Below are 22,255 nucleotides of genomic sequence, written 5' to 3' on the forward strand. Positions count from 1 at the left end.
GGAAGGCAAGCATTTGAGGAGCAAGCAACCTGATTTAATTTATCAAGAATTATGGGGGGTCTTCATTGCCTATAATATTCTAAGAAGACAAATGAAACATATGGCTCAACGAGCAAAAGTCAGTCCTTTGAGAATCAGCTTTCATATTGCATCTATCGGTATCCTGAATATATTAAGATTTGACTCTTTAGACTCCGCAGGGAATTTACCCAAACATCTAGAAAGTTTACTGGAGAAATCTAAGAGGTATGTGTTGCCTGAGAGGAGGGTTAGAAGTTGCCCACGAGTTGTGAAAGGAAAACCACAGAAATACCCAAGAAAATGCCAGTCAATTTCTTAACTGACTGGCATTACTGCATATGCAGGGCTTTTTTCGCTTAATGAGTGCTTACTTTTTCTTTTTAGGACCAAGTAGCATACCCATTTGACGGCCTTCCATTTTCGGCATCTGCTCAACAGTACCGAATTCAGCCACGTCAGCTTCAATTTTTTGCAATTGAGCTAGACCCAACTGTTGGTGCGCCATTTCACGACCACGGAAACGAAGCGTGATTTTCACCTTGTTACCTTCTTCAAGGAACTTGATGATTGCACGTAGTTTTACGTTGTAATCACCAACATCAGTACCCGGGCGTAGCTTGATTTCTTTCACCTGGACTTGATGTTGTTTTTTCTTCGCTTCTTTCTGCTTTTGCTTAAGATCAAACAAATGCTTGTTGAAGTCCATGATCTTACATACTGGTGGCTCAGCGTTTGCTACGATCTCAACAAGATCAAGTTCAACACTTTCTGCTGCGCGTAGGGCGTCAGCTAAGCTTACAATCCCTTTCTGCTCACCATTTTCGTCTACAAGACGGACTTCTTTCGCACGAATTTCATCATTCAAGGCAGGACGGTTTGATTTGTTACCGCCCTGTTGATTACGGTCAGGCTGTTTAATCGCTGTTACTCCACAATGTACCGGCCGCGTTCGGCTACGGCTGCTTTTACTAAGTCAACGAAAGCATCGATTGACATAGTACCCAAATTTGTTCCTGAGCGGGTACGCACGTTTACGGTACCTTCCTCTACTTCACGGTCCCCAAGTACCAGTAAGTAAGGAATACGCTCTAATGTACGTTCACGAATCTTAAAGCCGATTTTCTCATTTCTCAAGTCAGAAATTGCACGGATACCGTTTTCTTTAAGTTTTGCGACGACTGACTCACATGCCTCGGCTTGAGAATCGGTAATGTTCATCACACACGCTTGCATTGGTGCCAACCAAGGTGGCATGAAGCCTGCGTAGTGTTCGATCAGTATACCAATAAAACGCTCGAAACTGCCAAGAATTGCACGATGTAACATTACTGGCTGATCGCGGTCATTATCTTCAGTCACATAAGACGCATCTAAACGTTCTGGCAAGTTAAAGTCACACTGAATGGTACCACACTGCCAGACACGACCTAAGCAGTCTTTCAGAGAGAATTCAATTTTCGGACCGTAGAATGCGCCTTCGCCTGGTTGAAGCTCCCACTCAAGACCCGCAGCATCTAAAGCATCTGCCAAAGATTTTTCTGCCATATCCCAAAGCTTGTCATCTCCGACACGTTTTTCAGGACGCGTCGACAATTTCATTTGTACTTCTTCGAAGCCAAAGTCTTTGTATACATCCAGTGTCAATTTGATAAAGTCTGCAACTTCAGGCCCAATCTGTTCTTTGGTACAGAAGATATGCGCATCATCTTGAGTAAAGCCACGTACACGCATAATACCGTGTAAAGAACCTGATGGCTCGTTACGGTGACATGAACCGAACTCTGCCAAACGAACAGGAAGATCACGGTATGACTTCAAACCTTGATTGAACACTTGTACGTGACAAGGACAGTTCATTGGCTTCACCGCATAGTTACGGTTTTCAGAATGCGTGGTGAACATGTTGTCTGCATAGTTGGCAGCATGACCCGATTTTTCCCACAGCGTGAAATCGACCACTTGTGGGGTACGGATTTCTTCGTAGCCATTGTCTTGCTGAACTTTACGCATGTATTGTTCAAGCACTTGGTAAATGGTCCAACCGTTTGGATGCCAGAACACCATACCCGGTGCTTCTTCTTGCATATGGAACAAATCAAGTGCTTTACCGATTTTACGGTGATCGCGTTTTTCTGCTTCTTCAATCCGTTTTACATAAGCCGCAAGCTGCTTCTTGTCTGCCCACGCTGTACCGTAAATACGTTGTAGCTGTTCGTTTTTCGCATCACCGCGCCAGTAAGCACCCGAGATTTTAGTCAGCTTGAACGATTTAAGGAATTTAGTGTTTGGAACGTGCGGACCACGGCACATATCCAAATAATCCTGATGGTAGTACAAGCCCATTTGGGTTTCTTCAGGCATGTCTGCAATCAAGCGCAATTTGTATTCTTCGCCACGCGCAGTGAATTCAGCAATGACTTCATCACGCGGCGTCATTTTTTTCACAACATCATAGTCCTGATCGATGAGCTTTTTCATACGCTCTTCAATCGCTGCCATGTCGTCTAAAGTAAAAGGACGTGGCATCCAGATGTCATAGTAGAAGCCTTCTTCAATGACCGGACCAATGACCATCTTTGCTTCTGGAAACAGCTGTTTAACCGCATGACCGACCAAATGCGCGCAAGAATGGCGAATGATCTCGACACCGGCTTCATCTTTAGGCGTGATAATTTGTAATGTTGCATCTTCAGTGATGAGATCAGACGCATCCACTAAACGATCGTTGACACGACCAGCAACTGTATTTTTTGCAAGACCAGGACCAATGCTAAGTGCAACGTCCATCACAGATACGGCGTGATCAAACTGTTTTTGATCGCCATTTGGCAAAGTGATAATTGGCATAAGAAATCCTTAAGGAGTGATGCCCCGTACCATGGAGCATATCACCGCGAGATTATGATCGAGGCACAGCCTCAAAAGATAAAAACGGTGGATAAATAAAATCGATTCGAATTTTACACAGCTTGGCCGCATGATTAAACCTTTTCCCAATAAAAATAAGATTTACCATCAAATCTGTGCCAGATCGTTAAAGGCTTAGGCTCATTTTTCAGTTCAGAATGTGGTTATTCCCGGAACGTCTGCCACTGGATAAACTTTCCCTCTGCATAAACATAAAGCTGAGCGAATTGCGGGATGATAGCTTCACTTTGTGTCGGTCTTAAAAACACATAATCATCAACATGAATATCGCACTGTGCAGGCACCTGAAGCATTTCCTGATTACTGCTGCGGCCATATAACACATGTAGCCGGCTTTTTTCAGGGTAGATATAATCCGCTCGCCAATAGCCGCCATAAATAAATACGGCTTTATCTTGATGTGGAAGATAATTTAGTAGTTCCAAACCGGGAATCTGGCTACAAGGCAACACTTTTAAAATGGGTGCGGCAATCCAGAGTGCACATTGCAGTTCAGCCAGATTCGCCAGATCAAAATCGCCTGGCTTGAGCAGCATCGAGCCAAAAGCCAGGTCATTACAGACACTTTGCTGGCAATGCTGCATAAAGGTCGGACTGCCACCGCCATTAAAACAGAGACCTTCATGCCATAAATCAGGGAATTGCTGCTGAATCATCGTTTTGTATTGTTGATACATCTGCTGCGATTGCTGATAACGTTTTTCAGGACTTTTCAGAATTTTTGGTAATTTGGCGACATGTGCATCATAGCCCATTAGACCCGAAAGTTTGAGATAAGCCGCGTTGTGCTGAATCAGCTTCATTAAGGCTATAAATTGCTGCTGCGTTTGTACGCCGCCACGATGCAGGCCCACATCAATTTCAATGTTTACATGCAAACGAATATTGAGTCGTTGTGCGAGCTGAAGATATTGTTGCAGATGTTCTACATCATCAATCAGCCATTGAATACTTCCTTGATCATTGATTTTATTTTGATCAGATAAAGTTTGATAAAAAGATTTTAGCGCCTGAATTGGCATCGGTTTTCCCAACAGAATATCCGCTTGTGAAAATGCCTCCATAATTTCCGCAAGATGCGGCAGATGAAAAACCATAAAGCGCTGGGTATTCAGCTTTTCACTGGCCAGTTTGAGTAGCGGAATACTCGCCAAGGATTTCACCACCAGACGCGGTTGTAACTGTTCAGGCAATTTCGACTGCATAACCTCCAGATTATGTCGATATTGCGCCAAATCCAGAATCAGTTGCGGTGTGCCAGTGCCCTGCTGTTTTAAATCCTGTGTTAACTGCTGAAAATAATTCGATTGCATCACCCTCTCCTCATTTACCAGACAAAAACAGTTGCTTTAGGTACGGATTGAGCCATTTTTGCTGCGGATCCAGTTGCTGACGTAGCACCATAAAATCATCCCATTTTGGGTAGAGTTCGCGCAGCGAAGCGGTGCTCATGCTATGCAATTTGCCCCAATGCGGCCGTCCCTGATATTTCTGTAAAATCGGTTCAATCAGATCAAAGATGGTGCGGTAATCCTGTTTATAGAACTGGTGAATAGAAATAGACACTGAATCGCGCTGATAAAAAGGACTCAGCCAGATCTCATCGCCTTTGACATAACGGAACTCGATCGGGAAAAACATCGGCACCTGATGTTTACGTAAAATATGCAGAATCTCGTCCAGACACTGCAAGCCTGAATCAACCGGAATCTGATATTCCATTTCATTAAATTTGGTATTACGCGGGGTGGGGAAAATGCGATGCGACCAATCGACATAGCAGGTCGGTTTGACAAAGACACCGAGCAATTTTTGCAGATAAGGATTCGTAGCAGGCAACTTTCGAGTCAATTCTGAACACAAGGTCAGCAAGGCATCTTCCGAAGGCCAGCTCTCTGTTCTCGGCTGAATGGTTGCATCCGTTTCATCTAGAGTTTTCAGCATCACTTGATCGGCATGTAAAAAAGCCCAAAATTCAATATGCCGGTGCTGATGTTTCCATTGATCAATATGAGTAAATATGTCTTTTAATGAACAGAGCCGAATCTGTTCTTTTAGTTTATATCTGGGACGATTTTGCAGGGTGATTTGGGTCAATATACCCAAGCTGCCCAATGCCACCCGTCCAGCCTGAAATATTTCGGTATTCTGCTGACGATGACATTGCAACAGCTCGCCATCTGCGGTCAGCAATTCAAAGCCTTCCACGAAAGCGGATATGCAAGGTAAATCGATGCCCGTGCCATGCGTTCCAGTCGAAATCGCTCCGGCCAGACTTTGCTGGTCTATATCGCCCTGATTGATTAAGGCCTGATTGATCGGTGTCAGATCTTTCCCCAAATCATATAAACGCGTACCGGCGTACACAGTGCACTGTGTTTTCTCTTGATCAAAGGCAACCACACCTTTGAACTGATCGAGATTAAGCAACACCTCATCTGTCTTGGCCAAGGGGCTAAAGGGTGAGTAGACCAAGGGAATCTCACCCTTAGCCCCTCGCAGAACCGGACGTGAACCTCTCAGCTCATCCGGCTCCCATTATCCAACCGATGGTAAACATCCCATTTTCCAATGCACAAAGGCATTTGGAAAATCACGCGCAAGTCGCCCTAAGGCATATCTAGCCCGTCTTTTATGACGGGCCAAGTTTTTATACTTACGCCTCATCCAGCGTATAAGATAAGCATTCATGTGTTGCCAGATCGCTGACATTGCTGAACCATGGAATCGACCATAGTATTGCTGCCAACCTTGAAGAATTGGATTGAATATTGCAGATAAATCACTTAATTCGCGATTACACATCAGATGTAGATGCCATTTCCGAATAGTCTGTCGCATTGCTTTAAGTGCATCACGACTGACTGCAGGAGAGAAATTTACATAAACTCTTTTATACTTGTCCACAGCCTTACGGGGCCTAAACGTGTACCCGAGAAAAGTAAATTGAACATCTGGATATGCTTGGCGACGATTCACATCTTGGCAATAAACAATCTTTGTCTTATCTGGATGCAATTCGAGTCCACATTCACGAAATCGTGCACCAATCTTTTGTAAAACAAGTTTGGCTTGAGATAAACTTCGGCAATGAATTACTCCATCATCCGCATAGCGGCAGAATCTTACACTCGCAAGATTCTTGGTAATCCACATGTCAAAAGCATAATGCATAAATAAATTAGCCAATAGAGGACTGATAACTCCACCTTGCGGTGTGCCGTGATTCCTTTCTAAAACTTGACCATCTACATTTTGCATAGGTGCTTTTAACCAGCGTTCTACATAGAGAAGAATCCATGGAATTTCGCAGTGTTTCTTAAGTGCACGCATGAGTAGATTATGGTCAATGTTATCAAATAGACCTTTGATATCAAATTCCACAACCCAGTCATACTCCCAACTTCGTCGTCTCACCACAGCTATCGCATCATGGGCAGAACGCCCTGGACGATATCCATAAGAGTTTGGATGAAATAGAGGATCAATCTGTGGCTCCAATATAAGCTTGACAGCTGTTTGTGCTACTCGATCCGCTACTGTTGGAATGCCTAACATACGTACCCCACCTGATTTCTTTGGAATCGGAACACCTTTGACTGGCGGTGGAAAATAACTGCCTGAACAAAGTCGATTCCATAGTTTATACAGGTTGCCTTTTAAGTGGTGTTCGAATTGCTCAATAGATTCATGATCGATGCCTGCAGCACCGCCATTCTCTTTGACTTTCTTGAATGCCTCCCAAATTAACGCTTTAGGAATGTTAAATGGTTTGGTCATAAAGCCTTGTTCCTCCTGCTTGTGCAGTTGACAAGACCGCAGACCTGGATAATGCAGCCCCTTCGCTCCATTACCATTACAGTAACTTCAACACTACTACGAGCTGCTCCGCCCCTTGGTGACGCATTGCTATTATCGGCCTTGCCTTTTGAGCTTGTACCTTTCGCTTGACATCGCCACCGAAGGTTCCCGCAGTTCAACGTAAAAGCCTGAATTAGGATCGCGCTGCCTCTACGCCGGACACCGAATGGCCCGTAAGCAGGTAACGGCCAAACTGATCGCGGGGCAACATCCATCCCCGGTTTTGATGTCATTTGAGTACTTTCGACACTTGAACGGCAGTTCACTGGTGTTCGCCTTCCTAATTCTTACCTGACGCCTTTACAACGCCTTTTCCATAACGCTCACGACCGGGACTTTTGATCCAAGCCGCTTATGGTGGTTTGCTACCTGCTCCTGCAAGCCGATAGCGAGGGGCCATACCCTCATCTCTTACGCCGCTTGCTGCGGCACACGAATGTCCTGCACCCACTGCACGAATGTGTGCATGGGTCTTCACTAAACTTTGTAATTCACTGATCTGGATGGGCTGAACAATCCGAGCAGTACTGAACTGACTCCCTGACCAATTTCGCCAAATTTTATCCGCCTGTTGTATTTTCATTATTATTCTCTGGCTTATATTATTTTAATGATTCAACTAGAGTAAAATACCTAAAAAATCAAACTTGGGAACCCAGGCGTTCAGAACATTTAAGTAGGGTTAAATATTTTTATTAATATTCAATTACTTAGAATTTGTAAAATCGTACTCGACTAAAGCATAAATGCAAGATTTCTGAGAAATACATATCTTTTCAAAAGGATATGAAAATAAATATAGAACGGAGTTTTACAATGGTTAGCGCATATGATGAATTACCGCGTACCCCCGCGAATTTTGTAGCCTTATCACCTTTACGCTATCTTGATCGTGCAGCTTATATCTATCCAAACCAGAACGCGATTATTCACGGTAAGCGTCGTATTACCTGGCGTGAGAAATACAACCGTTGTCGTCAGTTTGCCAACCAACTCCAAAAATTAGGCATCGGTAAAAATGATACCGTGTCTGTCTTACTGCCTAACGTCCCTGCCATGATCGAAGCGCATTTTGCTGTGCCGATGGCAGGCGCAGTTCTGAATACCTTAAATACCCGTCTGGATGCCAAGACCCTTGCTTTCATGCTAGAACATGCTGAAAGTAAAGTGTTATTGGTCGATCCTGAATTTACCGCACTAGCGACTGAAGCACTCGCTCTAGTTTCACAAGACATTTATGTCATTGATGTGGCCGATGTAGAGTTTGAAGGTGAAGATCAACGTATTGGTCAAATTGAATATGAAGAATGGATTGCGCAAGGCGACGCAAACTTTGAATGGTATTTACCTCAAGATGAATGGGATGCTATCAGCTTAAGTTATACCTCCGGTACCACCGGCAATCCGAAAGGCGTGGTCTATCATCATCGTGGGGCCTACATTAACGCAGCCAGTAATATTATCGCCTGTGGCATGACACCACGCGCTACCTATTTATGGACACTGCCGCTGTTCCACTGTAATGGCTGGTGCTTTGTCTGGACCATGGCGGCCAATGGCGGAACCAACGTTTGCTTGCGTAAAGTCGATGCTGAACTGATCTTTAAACTGATTGCTGAACATAAAGTCGATTACTTCTGTGGGGCACCGATTGTCTTGTCAATGCTGATTAACGCACCTGAAGAGAAAAAGACCAAAATTGATCATCGTGTCGAAGTGATGGTGGCGGGTGCCGCACCTCCAGCAGCAATTATTGAAGGCATGCGCAATATCGGTATTAACGTAACGCATGTTTACGGCTTGACTGAAACCTATGGCCCTTCTGCGCTGTGCGCATCTCAGGCTGGATGGAGTGATTTATCCATTCAGGAACAAGCACAGTTACATTCACGTCAAGGCGTACCTTATCCATTGCAAGATGGCATGAAAGTGCTTGATCCGGATACCATGCAGGAAGTGCCACATGATGGTCAGACCATGGGTGAAATCATGTTCCGTGGCAATATCGTGATGAAAGGCTATCTGAAAAATCCTGAGGCGACAGCAGAAGCCTTTGCTGGTGGATGGTTCCATACGGGAGATCTGGCTGTATGCCAACCGGATGGTTATGCCAAAATTACCGACCGTTCCAAAGATGTGATTATTTCTGGCGGAGAAAATATTTCATCGCTTGAAGTCGAGGAAGTGCTGTATCAACATCCGGCGGTGCTGACTGCGGCGGTAGTCGCCAAACCTGATCCACGCTGGCAGGAAGTTCCTTGTGCTTTTATTGAACTCAAAGAAGGTACCCAGGCCACAGAAGAAGAAATTATGGAATTCTGCCGTGAACATCTGGCCCGTTTTAAAGTGCCTAAGGATGTGGTGATTACCGAAATTCCAAAAACCTCGACCGGAAAATTACAGAAATTTGTTTTACGTGAATGGGCTAAAGAACGTGCGCAAGGTGAGTTCTCTTAACCGCATACAAGTATATTTTTTTCAAAATCTACTCAAATAAAAATCGTGCTAAGAAAACTTAGCACGATTTTTATTTGAAATAACCTCCCCCAAACCCTCTCCTATAAGGAGAGGACTTTAAGGAACTTACATCTCTACCATTTCCACGCCATCAATACGGGCAACGGTCATCAAGTCCTTATCACCACGACCTGAAACCGTCGCAAGAATAATTTGATCCTTGTCCATGGTCGGTGCAAGTTTGGTCACGTATGCCATGGCGTGTGCGCTTTCTAACGCCGGAATAATACCTTCAATCTTGGTCAAGTCGCGGAAACCTTGTAGCGCTTCTTGGTCATTAATTGGTACGTATTTAACACGATCCATATCTTTCAGAAAACTATGTTCCGGACCCACACCTGGATAATCCAGACCTGCAGAAATTGAATGGGTTTCGATGATCTGGCCTTGCGCATCCGACATCAGGTAAGTCCGGTTACCATGCAGTACACCGACATGACCGGCATTCAACGGCGCAGAGTGCTTGCCTGATTCAATCCCATGACCTGCTGCTTCAACGCCGTACATTTTCACGTCTTGGTCATTCAGGAATGGATAGAACAAGCCCATTGCATTGGATCCACCACCGACACACGCGACCAGTGCATCTGGCAGACGGCCTGCCTGTTCCAGAATCTGACGGCGTGCTTCACGACCGATGATCGACTGGAAATCACGAACCAGTTGCGGATATGGATGTGGGCCTGCCACAGTACCAATCACGTAATAAGTTGAATCAACATTGGTCACCCAATCACGCATGGCTTCATTCATGGCATCTTTTAAGGTTTTAGAGCCACTTTCTACCGGCACAACCGTCGCGCCTAATAAACGCATACGGTAGACATTCATCGCCTGACGCTTTACATCATCTGCGCCCATGAATACTACGCATTCAAGACCTAAACGTGCTGCAATCGTTGCCGTTGCTACACCGTGCTGGCCTGCCCCTGTTTCGGCAATAATACGTTTCTTGCCAGAAAGTTTCGCCAGTAAGGCCTGACCAATTGTATTATTTACTTTGTGCGAACCGGTATGGTTCAGATCTTCACGTTTCAGGTAAATCTGTGCGCCACCCAACTCTTTCGACCATCGTTCAGCATGATATAAAGGACTCGGACGACCGACGTAAAACGCCATGTCACGGTCAAATTCTGCCAAAAACTGCGCATCATCTTTCATACGGAAATAGAGCTTTTCCAAGTCTTCTAAAGCCGCCATGAGTGTTTCTGACACAAAACGTCCGCCATGAATACCGAAATGCCCGCGTTCATCCGGGAATTGGGTATAGTCAACTGCCTGACTGTTCTGGCTAGTACTTTGCTGATCCACGATGGACTCCTTGCATAAAGCGTTCTATGAGTTGTTGGTCTTTAATACCTTTTGCGGACTCGACACCGCCACTCACATCCACGGCATAAGCCTGTGTGGTGAGAATTGCCTGTTCGATATTGTCAGGATTTAAACCGCCTGCCAAGATCAAGGGAATATTGAGTTTGGGAAAGGTGTCCCAATCGAAGCTGTGCCCTGTGCCACCTTTCAGGTCAGGATGCCATGCGTCTAACAGCACTGCGCTGGCGCCCGCATCTTGATAACGCTGAATCTCTGCGACTACATCCAGATCAGGTTTTACCTGAATGGCCTTATACCAGCGGCGTCCGACCTGCTGGGCGATGGCCTGACACTGTTCAGGTGTTTCATCACCATGAAATTGTAAAATATCCAGTGGAACGGTTTTAAGAATATCCTGAATTTCATCTGCGTGACTATTCACAAATAAACCCACTGCCTGTACATAAGCCGGAACCGCCCGGATCAGGATTTCAGCCTGTTCTAAATTAACATGCCGCGGACTCAGTGGATAAAATACAAATCCTATCGCATCACAGCCAGCATTGGCTACGGCATGTACATCTTCGACTCGGGTGATTCCACAAATTTTGGCACGGGTTCGCATATTATGTTGGCTCTAGATCTACCAATGTATTGAACAATCTATAAGATTGGGGCAAATCATTGTAATGCAATTTTTCTGACTTGCGTAAAGTTCATCCGGATTATTCTCTATGCAGATTGTGTATAACGCATACTGACTTTATACTGCGCTCACTTTGCAGCAAGTCCAAGCCTTCAGGCTTTAGGGAAGCTGGTGTAAATCCAGCACTGCCCCCGCAACGGTAAAAAATGAAACGTATCTCAATTTAAACTCTTCGGTTTACACCACTGCATCTTGATGTGGGAAGGTGGATATACAGCAAAGTCGCTGCTTTGCACATTTAAGTCCGGAAACCTGCTTGTTGTGTTCTATAACTCAATCATTCACGGGGAAGTGAATGTATGGAGCATTTCATGTCTATCCAATTTCAACCTACTGCCTTGGTAGGTGCGATCGCACTTGCGTTGGGTACCACTTCATCTGTTTTTGCTAACGAGCAAAAAGTTGCAAAAGCATCTTTAAATACCATTGTGGTTACGGCGACTCGCTCGGCAGAAAACATTGAAAATGTACCTGCGCGAATTTCAGTGATTGAACCTGCGACTCTTGAGCAATCCCCTATTGCTTCATTGCCAAACTTATTGAAAATAGAGGCTGCTTTAAACGTCGCTCAACTAGGCGGTTATGGACAACAATCCTCTATTTTTATGCGAGGCACAAGCTCGTCACATACACTCGTTCTGCGTGATGGCATGCGATTGAATACCGCTTTAAGCAGTTCAGCTTCTTTACCTTTTATTGATACTACAGATATCAAGCAAATTGAAATTCTGAAGGGTCCAGCATCAGTTTTATATGGTACAGATGCCATTGGTGGTGTGATTCATATGATTTCTAAAACACCTGAACAATCAAGTACATTTATAACAGGTGAAATTGGCGAGAATAAAACTTACAAATCACTCATGGGTGCCGATTTAGCTGAAGATGGTTTTTATGCCCAAATCCGTGGTCAACGTCTGGAAACTGACGGAAAATCTGTTCTAGATGATGAAGATGAAAATTACTCCTTTGACCAAAAAGGTTTCAGCACAAAATTTGGCGTCCACAAAGACCAATATGCCTTATCTCTCGATTACAGCCAAAATAAAGGCACAAGTGATTACAATGCAGGTAGCCTGACTTCACAAGATTTTGAAAATGAAATGGTTAACCTGAGAGGACGAATTAACCTAGGCTCACAATTAGAACTCAATGCTCGCTTATCCCAGTTTGACGATCAATTAGATCAAAATGCTGCGAATTATCTAGGTCAGGTCGATTATTCATATAGCACCACTCAAGAAGCAGAATTGTATGCCAAACTCAATTTAAATGATCAGCATCATATTTTACTAGGTACAACGCATAGCAACCTTGATGGCGATGTTCTGTCTTATGGAGTTGCCTACAAAGGTGATGTTTCCTCTCAAGGATATTACACACAGCATCAATATCAATCAGATAAACTCAACACTCAACTCGGCATCCGTGTTGAAGACAACGAAAAATATGGCTCTCATACTGTAGGGCAAGCAGCTGCACGTTATGCAATATCACCTCAACTCAGCGTCTATACAAATATTGGTTCAGCTTTTCGTTCACCAAACTTAAACGAGCTGTACAGTGGTGAATCTGCAAATCCAAATTTAAAAGCTGAAGAAAGTCTGTCTTATGAAATTGGCTTAGACCAGGCCCTCACTCAAAACTCATCTGTTTCACTTTCCGTGTATCAAAATGAAGTGGATAACATGATCCAAAAAGTTGATGGCAAGTTAAATAACATCAACGAAGCAACGCTTCGTGGTGGCGAGCTGGCATGGAATTGGAAACTAGACGATTGGTTTATCGATACTGCTTTTGCGTATGTACAAGCTAAAGATAGCAAAACGGATATTGAGTTAGCTAAACGACCACGTCAAACCCTAACACTGACAACAGGCTTGGAAAATGAAATTTATGGGATGAGTGCTTCTCTTATTGCCCGTTCCAAATCAAAAAGTTGGAGTGATTCAGACCATAATCCGGGCTATGCGACCGTCGATTTAAATGCTTACTGGAATATCAATCCACATGTCAAAGTATTTACCAACATAGAAAATGTCGGTGATGTTCGTCATAAGATCGAATACAACTGGAATAATTATTATGTTGATGAAGGTCGTCTCGCTTCTGCCGGTGTGACCTTTAAATATTAAACTCGCCCAAATCCAAGCAAATACTTTTGAGAATCATGTCATGCCTATGGCATGATTCTTTTTATTTACAGCATTTAATTATTTAAGGAACTCTCATGGGTCACCGTTTAAGTAAAATTTACACGCGCACAGGCGATTCAGGTACCACAGGACTCGGTGATGGCTCACGCGTTGCCAAAGATGACTTGCGTATTACCGCGCTGGGTGATGTAGATGAACTGAATGCCGTGATTGGCGTATTACGTGCACAAATTTCAGCAAGTAACATTGAAGATCAAGCCGCTTGGGATAAATCTTTAAGCCTGATCCAACACTGGTTATTCGATCTTGGTGGTGAAGTCTGTATTCCAGGTTTTAATCTGGTGCAACCGGTATCAATTGAGTTTTTAGAAAATGATATCGACCGCATGAATGAAGCGTTGCCGATGTTAAAAGACTTTATTCTGCCTGCCGGAACGCTGGTGTGCAGCTTTGCCCATCAGGCGCGTGCAGTCTGCCGTCGTGCAGAACGCAGCGTAATGTCGGTACATCACCGTGACCAAAATATTCAGGCAGCGTCACTGCAACTACTTAACCGTTTATCGGACTGGTTATTTGTCGCATCACGCACCCTGCAACGCGCTGAAGGCGGTTCCGAAGTGCTGTGGCAAAAAAATATCAATGACAGCATCGAAAAGTAAAATTATGTTTCAAGTTAGCATCTAAAAATACACGTCAGATGTCTCTTGATTTTACAGAGCATCTGACGAAAATAGAAAGTGTCATCCTTCTGTCACGTAGCCCTCGCAAAATGAACTTAACTTTCCCACTCATGAGCATCTTATGCGCATAATTGGTCATCGTGGTGCACGTGGTGAAGCCCCTGAAAATACCTTGGGCGGTTTTCAATATATTCAGGAGATCGGCATTCGCGCCGTTGAGTTTGATGTCCGTCAGCTCAAAGATAATGCCTTAATCATCATGCATGATGACGACTTTGTGCGTACCACCGGTTTGCAGAAGCATCTATACGAGTGTAACCGTCAAGATCTTACCCAATATAATCACGCAGTGGCCTGGTCAGAATGGAATAAAATTGAATCGACCCCACTGCTCGATCAAACCTTAAATGTCATTCGAAATTTCGAGCATATTGAAGTCGAAATTAAAAGCGTAGCATCTGAAGCAGCAGCTGAAAAAATCGCGTTTGAAGTCGAACAGCAGTTACAAGGCTATGAGCAGGCAGCTATTATTACCAGCTTTGATGCCAAAATTCTGGATGCTTTCAAACAGCAAAACTCACGTTTAAAACTCGGTTTATTGATTGAAACCGATGTCAAACATCAGGCCATTGATCAGGCGCTGGAACTTGGATGCTGTCATATTGGCTGGATGGATGAACTGGCCAGTAAAGACCTGATTCAGGCCACTCAGGCTGCCGAGTTGAATATCAGTGTCTGGACGGTCAATGATGTCACCCGTGCCAAACAACTGCGAGACTGGGGGGTTCAGGGGCTGATTACCGATTATCCAAAATTGATGCTACAACAACTCTAAATAATCTCTCTTAGCCTTGATTGATCTAGGTATTTCTTGATCCAGTTCATTTCGATAATGCAATAATGAAAGTGTGAATCTTCCTTAATCAGATTTTATTTGAAAGTGAAATGAAGTTGTCCAACCTCTATATTCTGCAAATTCCCTAATCATATTGTAGAAATTATGAACAACGATTTTCATCTGATTCATTCGGTTTCCATTTTCTGAAAGAGTGATAATCCTCAGTCACTTAGTCGGAAATCAGAACCCGTCTACGCTCGCAAAATGGTCACTTCTGCCCTACTTATTCTGTTACCGACAAGTACAATACAACCGTACAATAATGCTAGTGATGCCTTAGGGCACATGCTAATATGGACAAGATAGGCTGCTGTTAAAACCAACAGTAGTTTCTGCTTTTTGTTATACCTTCCGAGGTTCTAGGAGTGCTGTTGGAGATGAATGCTCCCTTACCCAAAGCCCCCATCAACTGGATTGCTGTGTTTGCATTGGTATTTTTACCGATCGTAGCCCTGATTGCGATTCCGTTGTATGCGTATCACCATGATTTTAGCGCTGCCGCTTGGATCAGTATGTTTGTTTTACTGGGCGTAAGCAGCCTCGGCATTACAGCAGGATACCATCGCCTGTGGGCACATCGTGCTTATGAAGCCACTTTACCATTAAAAATCATCTTGATGATTATGGGTACATTTGCTGTACAGAATAGTATTTTATTCTGGGCATCTGGTCACCGTACCCATCACCGTCATGTCGATGATGTTGATCAAGACCCGTACTCGATCAATAAAGGCTTCTGGTATGCACATATTGGTTGGATGTTACGTGATTATCCATCAGGTGCAGCCAATTATAAAAATGCGCCAGATCTGTTAAAAGACAAAGTGGTGATGTTCCAGGACAAATACTACGTTCCTTTAGTGATTGCTGTTCATGCTGCGATTTTATTGCCAATTGGTTGGGCAGTCGGCGATGTCTGGGGCGTGTTGCTGTTGGGTGGATTAATGCGTTTAATCCTGAGCCATCATGTAACCTTCTTCATTAATTCACTTTGCCACATGTGGGGAAATCGTCCTTATACCGACGAAAATACTGCACGTGACAACTTCGTACTCGCGGTTGCAACTTGGGGTGAGGGTTATCATAACTATCACCACATTTTCCAATACGATTACCGTAACGGCGTAAAATGGTGGCAATACGATCCAACTAAATGGTTGATCTGGACTTGTTCTAAACTTGGTTTAGCTAAAAACTTGCGCCGCATTCCTAGCTTTAATATCAAAAAAGCGGAATTGGCAATGAAGTTTAAATATGCTGAACAGGATCTTGCGGTATATGGCCATGATGTTTCTGAAGATATCTCGGCGGTAAAAACCAAGATCGCACAGGAATATGATGCATTTACCCAAACTTTAAATGACTGGGCGAAGCTGAAAGAACAGGAAATTCAGGTCAAGAAAGCATCGATGGCTGAAAAAATCCATCAGATGGATGACAAGCTGAAAGTTGAATTCCAGCTGGTTGAACAGCGTCTTTCTCATCATCGTCAAACCTTGAATCTACTGGTTCGTAATTTGAAAAAATCTGCAGTTTCTCAATAAAAGCTGTTGAACACTAAAGCCCCGATTGGGGCTTTTTTTATGTCCGAAAGATAACGTGAACTCTCGCTTATACAACAGTTTTATACAGCTATCTTTGTTATAGTAAATTTATTCCAATCCTGTACTGATGCCATGTATTTTAACTCTCGCTATCAAACACTGCCCGCCCGCCTCTATCACCATCAAGTTCCGCTTCCATTAAAAGGTGCAAAAGCTGGACATTTTAATGCAGCATTGGCAGAGCAACTGCAATGGTCGGATGAAGACAAGGCGCAATGGGTCGAGATTTGTAGCGGTCAGAAAGTCTTTGCTGAGTTTGAACCTTTGGCTATGGTCTATGCAGGCCATCAGTTTGGACAATGGGCAGGACAATTGGGAGATGGTCGCGGGTTGTTGATTGCGCAGATTCTAGATCAGAAGCAGCAGACCATTGACCTGCATTTAAAAGGTGCTGGGTCTACGCCTTATTCACGCATGGGCGATGGTCGTGCCGTACTGCGTTCAGTTATTCGTGAGTATCTGGCGGGCCATGCCTTAAATGCCTTGGGTGTGGCATCCAGTAATGCAGTCGGTTTTACTTCATCAATGCAAGGTATTCAGCGTGAGAAGCTAGAGCCGGGCGCGATGATGCTGCGTACTTCTGACTGTCATATCCGTTTCGGGCATTTTGAATGGATCAATCAGTATCAGCCAGATCTGCTGGCTGAATTTACCCAGAAATGTATCGAATGGCATTATCCGGAATGTCTGCAAGCCGAACAGCCGATTCTGAGCTTTGCCACCAAAGTTATTCAGCGCACTGCGGTGATGATTGCCAAATGGCAACTGGTCGGTTTTGCACATGGCGTGATGAATACCGACAACCTGAATATTACCGGTTCAACTTTGGACTTTGGTCCTTATGGCTTTATGGAGCGCTTCCGTCCGAATTGGATCAATAACCACTCGGATTATCAAGGTCGTTATACCTATCAGCAGCAGCCGAGTATTGGGCATTGGAATTTATGGCAATGGTTAAATAATCTGGTCCCGCTCTGCCCTACAGATTATGACAAAGAACAATGGAAACAGGATTTAGCTGCATGTCTGGAGCACTATGAGCCAACCTTCTTGGAACATTATAAACATGGTTTAAACCAGAAAATGGGCTTGCCAAGTTTCCATAAAGACAGTTTTGACTGCGCAATGGCCTTTCTGCGAATTTTGCAAAGTGAACAACTGGACTACACCCAGAGTTTTATCCGTCTGCAAAATAAAGACTATGAAGCCATTAAAGATGATTGTCTGGACCGACGCCAGTTTGAAGCATTCTTGGCGCAATATGGATCTATCCGTGAACACCAGGATATAGAAGAATTGGATGCCGCCATGCAACTGGCCAATCCGCATTATATTCTGCGGAATCATATGGCACAGAAAGCCATTGAACTAGCAGAGCGGGATGATTTTTCTGAAGTAGACCGCCTGTTTAAATTATTGAGTCAGCCTTATCAGAAACAGCCAGATCTGGAACAGCCTGAAGATTTAGCACCATTGCCAAGTGACGTGCCAGAAGTGATGGTGAGTTGTTCGTCTTAATAAATAGACTCAAAAAACATGCAAAAAATTGATCAAACTAAATTGACACGTGAAATTATTGAAACAGCATATAAGCTGCTTACTCACAAACTCGCATTTGGAGGATTAATTACACATAACGAAAGTGCTTTCCAATTAGAATTAGGACATATTTTAAAAACACTTGGGCAGTTGTATGAGTTTAGGTTAAGCGACAAATTCCATTTAGAGTTTGAAACATTTTTACCTTTAAAAACAACGAGTATTAAGAGTCAATCTGAGCGAGCAAGAATTGATATTTTAATTCGTTATCAAGATGGTGATCATCAAACTTGTGCTGCTATAGAACTAAAATTCTTTAAGAAAAGTAATCATCGGGAACCTAACAACCGTTACGATGTCTTTAAAGATCTTTCAAATTTAGAACTTTACAAGAGAAATGGAATCGACATTTGTTATTTCATTCTCGCAACTGATCATGCCCACTATTGCAACCAAATAAAATATTCGGATGATACCCGTGATTTTGATTTCAGGCATAAAAGTACGTACAAAGAAGGAACGATATTAAGTTATAGAACTCCTAAGCCTTACGGAAACGATATTACACTCATGCAAGACTATGAGTTTTTATGGGACCAGATTAACGATTTATATTTTCTGAAAGTACAAGTTTAAATAAATGTGGATGGTTAATAATAACATCCACATTTATTTTTTAATCAATCTTCAGGATATTCAAAACGGTAGCCCACACCATACACCGCCTGAATCCACTCATGACGGTTGCCGGTTTCAGCTGCATCTGAAATCTTACGGCGTAAATTCTTGATATGACTGTCAATGACACGGTCAGCCACATCAAAACTGTCCGGATTAATATGATCCAGCAATTGCGCACGTGAATATACCTGTCCGACATGTTCCAGGAATAACTCCAGTAAACGGAATTCGGTCGGCGTTAAATTCAAGGCTTTTTGTTGATACCAGATGCGCTGTTGTGATTTGTCCATACGGAATAAATCATTGCTTTCCGGTTCTGATTTACGATCCAGACGACGTAACACAGCCTGTACACGCGCGACCAGTTCTTTCGGACTAAATGGTTTACAGAGATAATCATCTGCACCCATATTCAGACCCAACACACGGTCAATTTCTTCAGTACGTGCAGTCACCATAATAATCGGTAAATCCGACTGTTTACGTACCTTACGGCAAATGGTCAGGCCGTCCATACGCGGCACCATCAAGTCCAGAATCATCAGACTCGGTTTACGCTGGGTAAAACTGTTATATGCTTCCTGCCCATCATGAAACATACTGACCTCAAAACCAGCAGCTTCCAGATAGTCTCGCACCAACTGTGCAAGTTCGATTTCATCTTCAACCAGCATGACATGTTTCATCAATCTATTCCCTTCATGGTTTCATTTGTTTAGGAAAGCTCAGCTTGCATCGTAAACCACCCAGTGGTGAATGTGCAAAGCTTAAGCTGCCGCCCAGCGCCTGCGTAATTTTACATGATAATGCCAAACCCAGTCCGGTTCCGCCAGTCGCTCGGGTACGCGAATCATCGACACGGTAGAAACGCTCGCCAATACGCGCCAGTTGTTCATCAGTCAGGCCAAATGGACTATCATCGATATATAAGGTCCATTCTTTATCATTTTGCGTGGTGTGAATATGCACCTGCCCGCCTGCTTCAGTATAGCGAATACTGTTACTGAGCAAGTTCGCCACAATCTGTTTAAAACGATCCAGATCCAGATTTAACTCAGTCCCTTCGCCATCTGCAGTAACCGTCAATTCAGCCTGCTCAAAGTTCGGCTGGAAGTTAATAAGTTCCTGCTGCACCACCTCCCACGGATTCACTGTCGAGAAATAGAATTGCAATTGCTGGGCATCGACCTGTGCCAATGCTGCCAGATCTTGGGTCAGTTTTTTCAAGCTGTTTACCTGAGCCAGCATGGATGCAAAATGTTCAGGCGTTGGTTTACGAATCCCGTCCTGCATCGCTTCAATCTGTGCCTGTAAGACTGCTAGTGGCGTTTTTAACTCATGCGAGGTATCTGCCACCCACTGACGGCGTGAGGTTTCATGCTGATCCAGAATCACCGCCAATGCATTTAATTCATTGGATAAATCACCTAATTCATCATTCCGGTTCACTTTAACCTGATATTGATAATTTCCTTGGGTCAAGGCACGTGTACCATTGAGCAAACGTTGAATCGGCTTTTTAAAATAAGTCGCCAATAACAAGGACGCAATCAGACTCGCCAAAATACTGAGTGCATAAACCAGAAATAAATAACGCTTCTGGTTACTAAAGAAATTGATACTTAAGGCATCATCCTGATCCAGAACCGGTTTTAAGCCCAAATAGCCGACAATCTGGTTATTCACCATAATTGGGCGATAAGAGACCTGCTCATCCGAAGCCTCACCGACCACAAAACGACGCTTGGCATCATACAGAGAAAGACGTGAACTGAGACCAAGACGATCCGGCATCTGGATAAACTGTTTCTTGCCGGTCGGCTGCTGTGCTGGCTGTTCCCCATTCTTGCGATCAGCCCTAAACAGATTCTGATTGGAGCTGAGCGGGAATTTCAAGCCTTCAAAGGGCTGAAACTGTGAAGGCAAATTAGATGCCAGCACACGTAATTCTTCTTCATTGACCTGACGTTGTGGCAGCGCCGGATCTACCATACTGGGTGCGACCTGAGCCAGAGTCTGTTCCTGAAAATAACGCTGCTGCAAGGCAATATCATACTGACGGCGTAACCACCAGCGTGACAAACGGTCATAATCATCCGGTGCGGCTTCACCTTCCATCTGGAGGATCTGTGCCTGAATCGCATTGCCCCAGTCCTGATAGACTGCATAGACATCTGCCAGATTTTCAATCACATAATCCAGCTTCTGCATTTCGACATCAGCGACATAACGGGCGAAATTACGCTGCATATTCAGATGCAATACACCCAGACTTACCGTGGTAATGACCAGCGTGGTCAACAGCACGGTCAAAAATAGACGTAATGCAATGGGAATGCGGCGAATGTTCAAAATAGAAATCTCAATTTTTCTTCTATATTCATTATTGTAGCGAACACCGCAGCAAAAAACTCTTCATTGTTTCTTCATCTTTATTGTTTAATCTTTATCTGACATAGAATCAGCTTCTTGACGGGGATAAATACAATGCAAACCATGACAAAAATAGCTTTAATCAGTGCAAGTGTTTTATCAATGGGTGCGTTGACTGCCTGTCAATCCACCAGTAATGTCCCAAACAATGATCACCCCCATATGATGAAACATCATGAAGGCAAAAAACAGCATCTAACTCCCGAACAGCGTGAACAGTTTAAGGCAAAGCGTGCAGAACGCATGCAGTTTGCCAAACAGCTTCAACAGGCCTGCGACAATAAAGCTGTGGGCTCGGCTGTTCAAATCAAGACTGGCGATAAAACCATAGACGGCACCTGCAAGATGGTCTTTAAAGCAGATCATAAAGAGATGAAAAGCCATCGCGACATGAAAGCTGAGCATCGTCCGATGCGTGCCGATATGCGTAGAGGCATGATGCACGGTGAAGTCTTGACGGATGCCAAACGTGCAGAATTGACTAAACAGTTTGATCAGCGCCTCGCTCAACACCAGGCACATCAACAAGCCATGCTACAAGCCTGTCAAAGCAAAAAAGACGGGACTGCTGCACAGATCAAGATGGGTGAACAAACCATCAATGGCAAATGTCATGTCCGTTTCCAGCCTACAGTCTCTGCTTATTAATGCATAGGAATCAAGGCTTCACGACTAGCACCTTCGGGTGCTTTTTTATTGCGTGCTCTTTCATGCATACAGTTGACTATTCCTTTCCTGCAGAATATGACTAAAGTCTTTATACTCAAGACCTTTAATGCATCATACAGATTAATCTTTGACTTTACAGTCACCAAGAAAACACCCCGAAAAGCTTGTACCGCAGGGGAAGTTGTTGCACGATTAGATCATTCCAAACCGTGTCAATGAAGACAGGTTTTAGTTCATCTAAGATTATAACG

General features: G+C 43.9%; 16 protein-coding genes, 3 pseudogenes and 1 riboswitch. Of the genes and pseudogenes, 9 read left to right on the forward strand and 10 right to left on the reverse strand.

From position 1 onward, the window contains the following. Window positions 1–340: pseudogene (locus WFH18_RS05525) on the forward strand (IS4 family transposase); the annotation flags it as partial. A gap of 48 nt (window positions 341–388) precedes the next feature. Here WFH18_RS05525 and infC read toward each other — a convergent pair. The 6 genes and pseudogenes from infC to WFH18_RS05555 all read right to left on the reverse strand — a co-directional run. After that, window positions 389–940: a translation initiation factor IF-3 gene (infC, locus tag WFH18_RS05530; RefSeq protein WP_071850398.1), complete on the reverse strand. Its 552-nt coding sequence runs from the start codon at window positions 938–940 to the stop codon at window positions 389–391. Between the two features lie 5 nt (window positions 941–945). Further along, window positions 946–2,868, reverse strand: coding sequence for a threonine--tRNA ligase (gene thrS, locus WFH18_RS05535; RefSeq protein ID WP_004278291.1), 1,923 nt, complete (start codon window positions 2,866–2,868; stop codon window positions 946–948). Between the two features lie 224 nt (window positions 2,869–3,092). Next, the gene (locus tag WFH18_RS05540; protein WP_148335376.1) at window positions 3,093–4,262 is read right to left on the reverse strand and encodes an alanine racemase; all 1,170 of its coding nucleotides are present in this window, start codon (window positions 4,260–4,262) and stop codon (window positions 3,093–3,095) included. A gap of 10 nt (window positions 4,263–4,272) precedes the next feature. Then, window positions 4,273–5,409 (reverse strand): annotated as a pseudogene (locus WFH18_RS05545) (D-arabinono-1,4-lactone oxidase); the annotation flags it as partial. A gap of 78 nt (window positions 5,410–5,487) precedes the next feature. Further along, entirely contained in the window at window positions 5,488–6,729 is a 1,242-nt protein-coding gene (ltrA, locus tag WFH18_RS05550) for a group II intron reverse transcriptase/maturase (RefSeq protein WP_005265635.1), read from the reverse strand. A gap of 514 nt (window positions 6,730–7,243) precedes the next feature. Further along, window positions 7,244–7,393 (reverse strand): annotated as a pseudogene (locus WFH18_RS05555) (D-arabinono-1,4-lactone oxidase); the annotation flags it as partial. A gap of 233 nt (window positions 7,394–7,626) precedes the next feature. Between WFH18_RS05555 and WFH18_RS05560 the strand changes: the two are divergent. Continuing rightward, complete coding sequence (locus WFH18_RS05560) at window positions 7,627–9,267, forward strand: acyl-CoA synthetase (RefSeq protein WP_148334700.1); 1,641 nt, start codon at window positions 7,627–7,629, stop codon at window positions 9,265–9,267. 126 nt (window positions 9,268–9,393) lie between these two features. Here the strand turns inward: WFH18_RS05560 and trpB are convergent, their stop codons facing one another. Further along, the gene (gene trpB / locus WFH18_RS05565; RefSeq protein WP_004647513.1) at window positions 9,394–10,638 is read right to left on the reverse strand and encodes a tryptophan synthase subunit beta; all 1,245 of its coding nucleotides are present in this window, start codon (window positions 10,636–10,638) and stop codon (window positions 9,394–9,396) included. After that, complete coding sequence (locus WFH18_RS05570; RefSeq protein ID WP_148334701.1) at window positions 10,619–11,263, reverse strand: phosphoribosylanthranilate isomerase; 645 nt, start codon at window positions 11,261–11,263, stop codon at window positions 10,619–10,621. Before WFH18_RS05570 ends, trpB begins: the two co-directional genes overlap by 20 nt. 144 nt (window positions 11,264–11,407) lie before the next feature. Next, window positions 11,408–11,618, forward strand: a riboswitch (cobalamin riboswitch). A 37-nt stretch (window positions 11,619–11,655) separates the two neighbouring features. Here WFH18_RS05570 and WFH18_RS05575 point away from each other — a divergent pair. The 6 genes from WFH18_RS05575 to WFH18_RS05600 all read left to right on the forward strand — a co-directional run bounded on the left by WFH18_RS05575 (window position 11,656) and on the right by WFH18_RS05600 (window position 18,857). Next, complete coding sequence (locus tag WFH18_RS05575; RefSeq protein WP_336754662.1) at window positions 11,656–13,479, forward strand: TonB-dependent receptor plug domain-containing protein; 1,824 nt, start codon at window positions 11,656–11,658, stop codon at window positions 13,477–13,479. A 95-nt stretch (window positions 13,480–13,574) separates the two neighbouring features. Next, window positions 13,575–14,159 (forward strand): cob(I)yrinic acid a,c-diamide adenosyltransferase, encoded by a 585-nt coding sequence (locus WFH18_RS05580; protein WP_004647509.1) that lies wholly within the window; start codon window positions 13,575–13,577, stop codon window positions 14,157–14,159. 142 nt (window positions 14,160–14,301) lie between these two features. After that, entirely contained in the window at window positions 14,302–15,015 is a 714-nt protein-coding gene (locus tag WFH18_RS05585) for a glycerophosphodiester phosphodiesterase (protein WP_336754663.1), read from the forward strand. A 440-nt stretch (window positions 15,016–15,455) separates the two neighbouring features. Further along, window positions 15,456–16,622, forward strand: coding sequence for an acyl-CoA desaturase (locus WFH18_RS05590; protein WP_004647507.1), 1,167 nt, complete (start codon window positions 15,456–15,458; stop codon window positions 16,620–16,622). A gap of 132 nt (window positions 16,623–16,754) precedes the next feature. Next, the gene (locus tag WFH18_RS05595; protein WP_148334703.1) at window positions 16,755–18,200 is read left to right on the forward strand and encodes a protein adenylyltransferase SelO; all 1,446 of its coding nucleotides are present in this window, start codon (window positions 16,755–16,757) and stop codon (window positions 18,198–18,200) included. Between the two features lie 18 nt (window positions 18,201–18,218). Then, a complete protein-coding gene (locus WFH18_RS05600) occupies window positions 18,219–18,857 on the forward strand; it encodes a hypothetical protein (RefSeq protein WP_005103295.1) in 639 nt (212 codons plus the stop codon). A gap of 44 nt (window positions 18,858–18,901) precedes the next feature. Here WFH18_RS05600 and WFH18_RS05605 read toward each other — a convergent pair whose 3' ends face one another. Both WFH18_RS05605 and baeS read right to left on the reverse strand, forming a co-directional pair. Continuing rightward, window positions 18,902–19,588 (reverse strand): response regulator, encoded by a 687-nt coding sequence (locus tag WFH18_RS05605; protein ID WP_336754664.1) that lies wholly within the window; start codon window positions 19,586–19,588, stop codon window positions 18,902–18,904. 13 nt (window positions 19,589–19,601) lie between these two features. Further along, complete coding sequence (gene baeS / locus WFH18_RS05610; protein WP_336754665.1) at window positions 19,602–21,254, reverse strand: sensor histidine kinase efflux regulator BaeS; 1,653 nt, start codon at window positions 21,252–21,254, stop codon at window positions 19,602–19,604. A gap of 135 nt (window positions 21,255–21,389) precedes the next feature. Here baeS and WFH18_RS05615 point away from each other — a divergent pair, with 135 nt between their 5' ends. Continuing rightward, a complete protein-coding gene (locus tag WFH18_RS05615) occupies window positions 21,390–21,983 on the forward strand; it encodes a hypothetical protein (RefSeq protein WP_005261862.1) in 594 nt (197 codons plus the stop codon). Window positions 21,984–22,255: the final 272 nt, after the last annotated feature.

It is taken from the genome of Acinetobacter sp. USHLN143 (assembly GCF_037145695.1).
GTDB lineage: Bacteria > Pseudomonadota > Gammaproteobacteria > Pseudomonadales > Moraxellaceae > Acinetobacter > Acinetobacter fasciculus.

Coding starts and splice junctions, on each gene's coding strand:
- thrS (WP_004278291.1), bottom strand. CDS start 2,868: ATGCCAATTATCACTTTGCCAAATGGCGATCAAAAACAGTTTGATCAC.
- WFH18_RS05540 (WP_148335376.1), bottom strand. CDS start 4,262: ATGCAATCGAATTATTTTCAGCAGTTAACACAGGATTTAAAACAGCAG.
- ltrA (WP_005265635.1), bottom strand. CDS start 6,729: ATGACCAAACCATTTAACATTCCTAAAGCGTTAATTTGGGAGGCATTC.
- WFH18_RS05560 (WP_148334700.1), top strand. CDS start 7,627: ATGGTTAGCGCATATGATGAATTACCGCGTACCCCCGCGAATTTTGTA.
- WFH18_RS05570 (WP_148334701.1), bottom strand. CDS start 11,263: ATGCGAACCCGTGCCAAAATTTGTGGAATCACCCGAGTCGAAGATGTA.
- WFH18_RS05575 (WP_336754662.1), top strand. CDS start 11,656: ATGTCTATCCAATTTCAACCTACTGCCTTGGTAGGTGCGATCGCACTT.
- WFH18_RS05580 (WP_004647509.1), top strand. CDS start 13,575: ATGGGTCACCGTTTAAGTAAAATTTACACGCGCACAGGCGATTCAGGT.
- WFH18_RS05585 (WP_336754663.1), top strand. CDS start 14,302: ATGCGCATAATTGGTCATCGTGGTGCACGTGGTGAAGCCCCTGAAAAT.
- WFH18_RS05590 (WP_004647507.1), top strand. CDS start 15,456: ATGAATGCTCCCTTACCCAAAGCCCCCATCAACTGGATTGCTGTGTTT.
- WFH18_RS05595 (WP_148334703.1), top strand. CDS start 16,755: ATGTATTTTAACTCTCGCTATCAAACACTGCCCGCCCGCCTCTATCAC.
- WFH18_RS05600 (WP_005103295.1), top strand. CDS start 18,219: ATGCAAAAAATTGATCAAACTAAATTGACACGTGAAATTATTGAAACA.
- WFH18_RS05605 (WP_336754664.1), bottom strand. CDS start 19,588: ATGAAACATGTCATGCTGGTTGAAGATGAAATCGAACTTGCACAGTTG.
- WFH18_RS05615 (WP_005261862.1), top strand. CDS start 21,390: ATGCAAACCATGACAAAAATAGCTTTAATCAGTGCAAGTGTTTTATCA.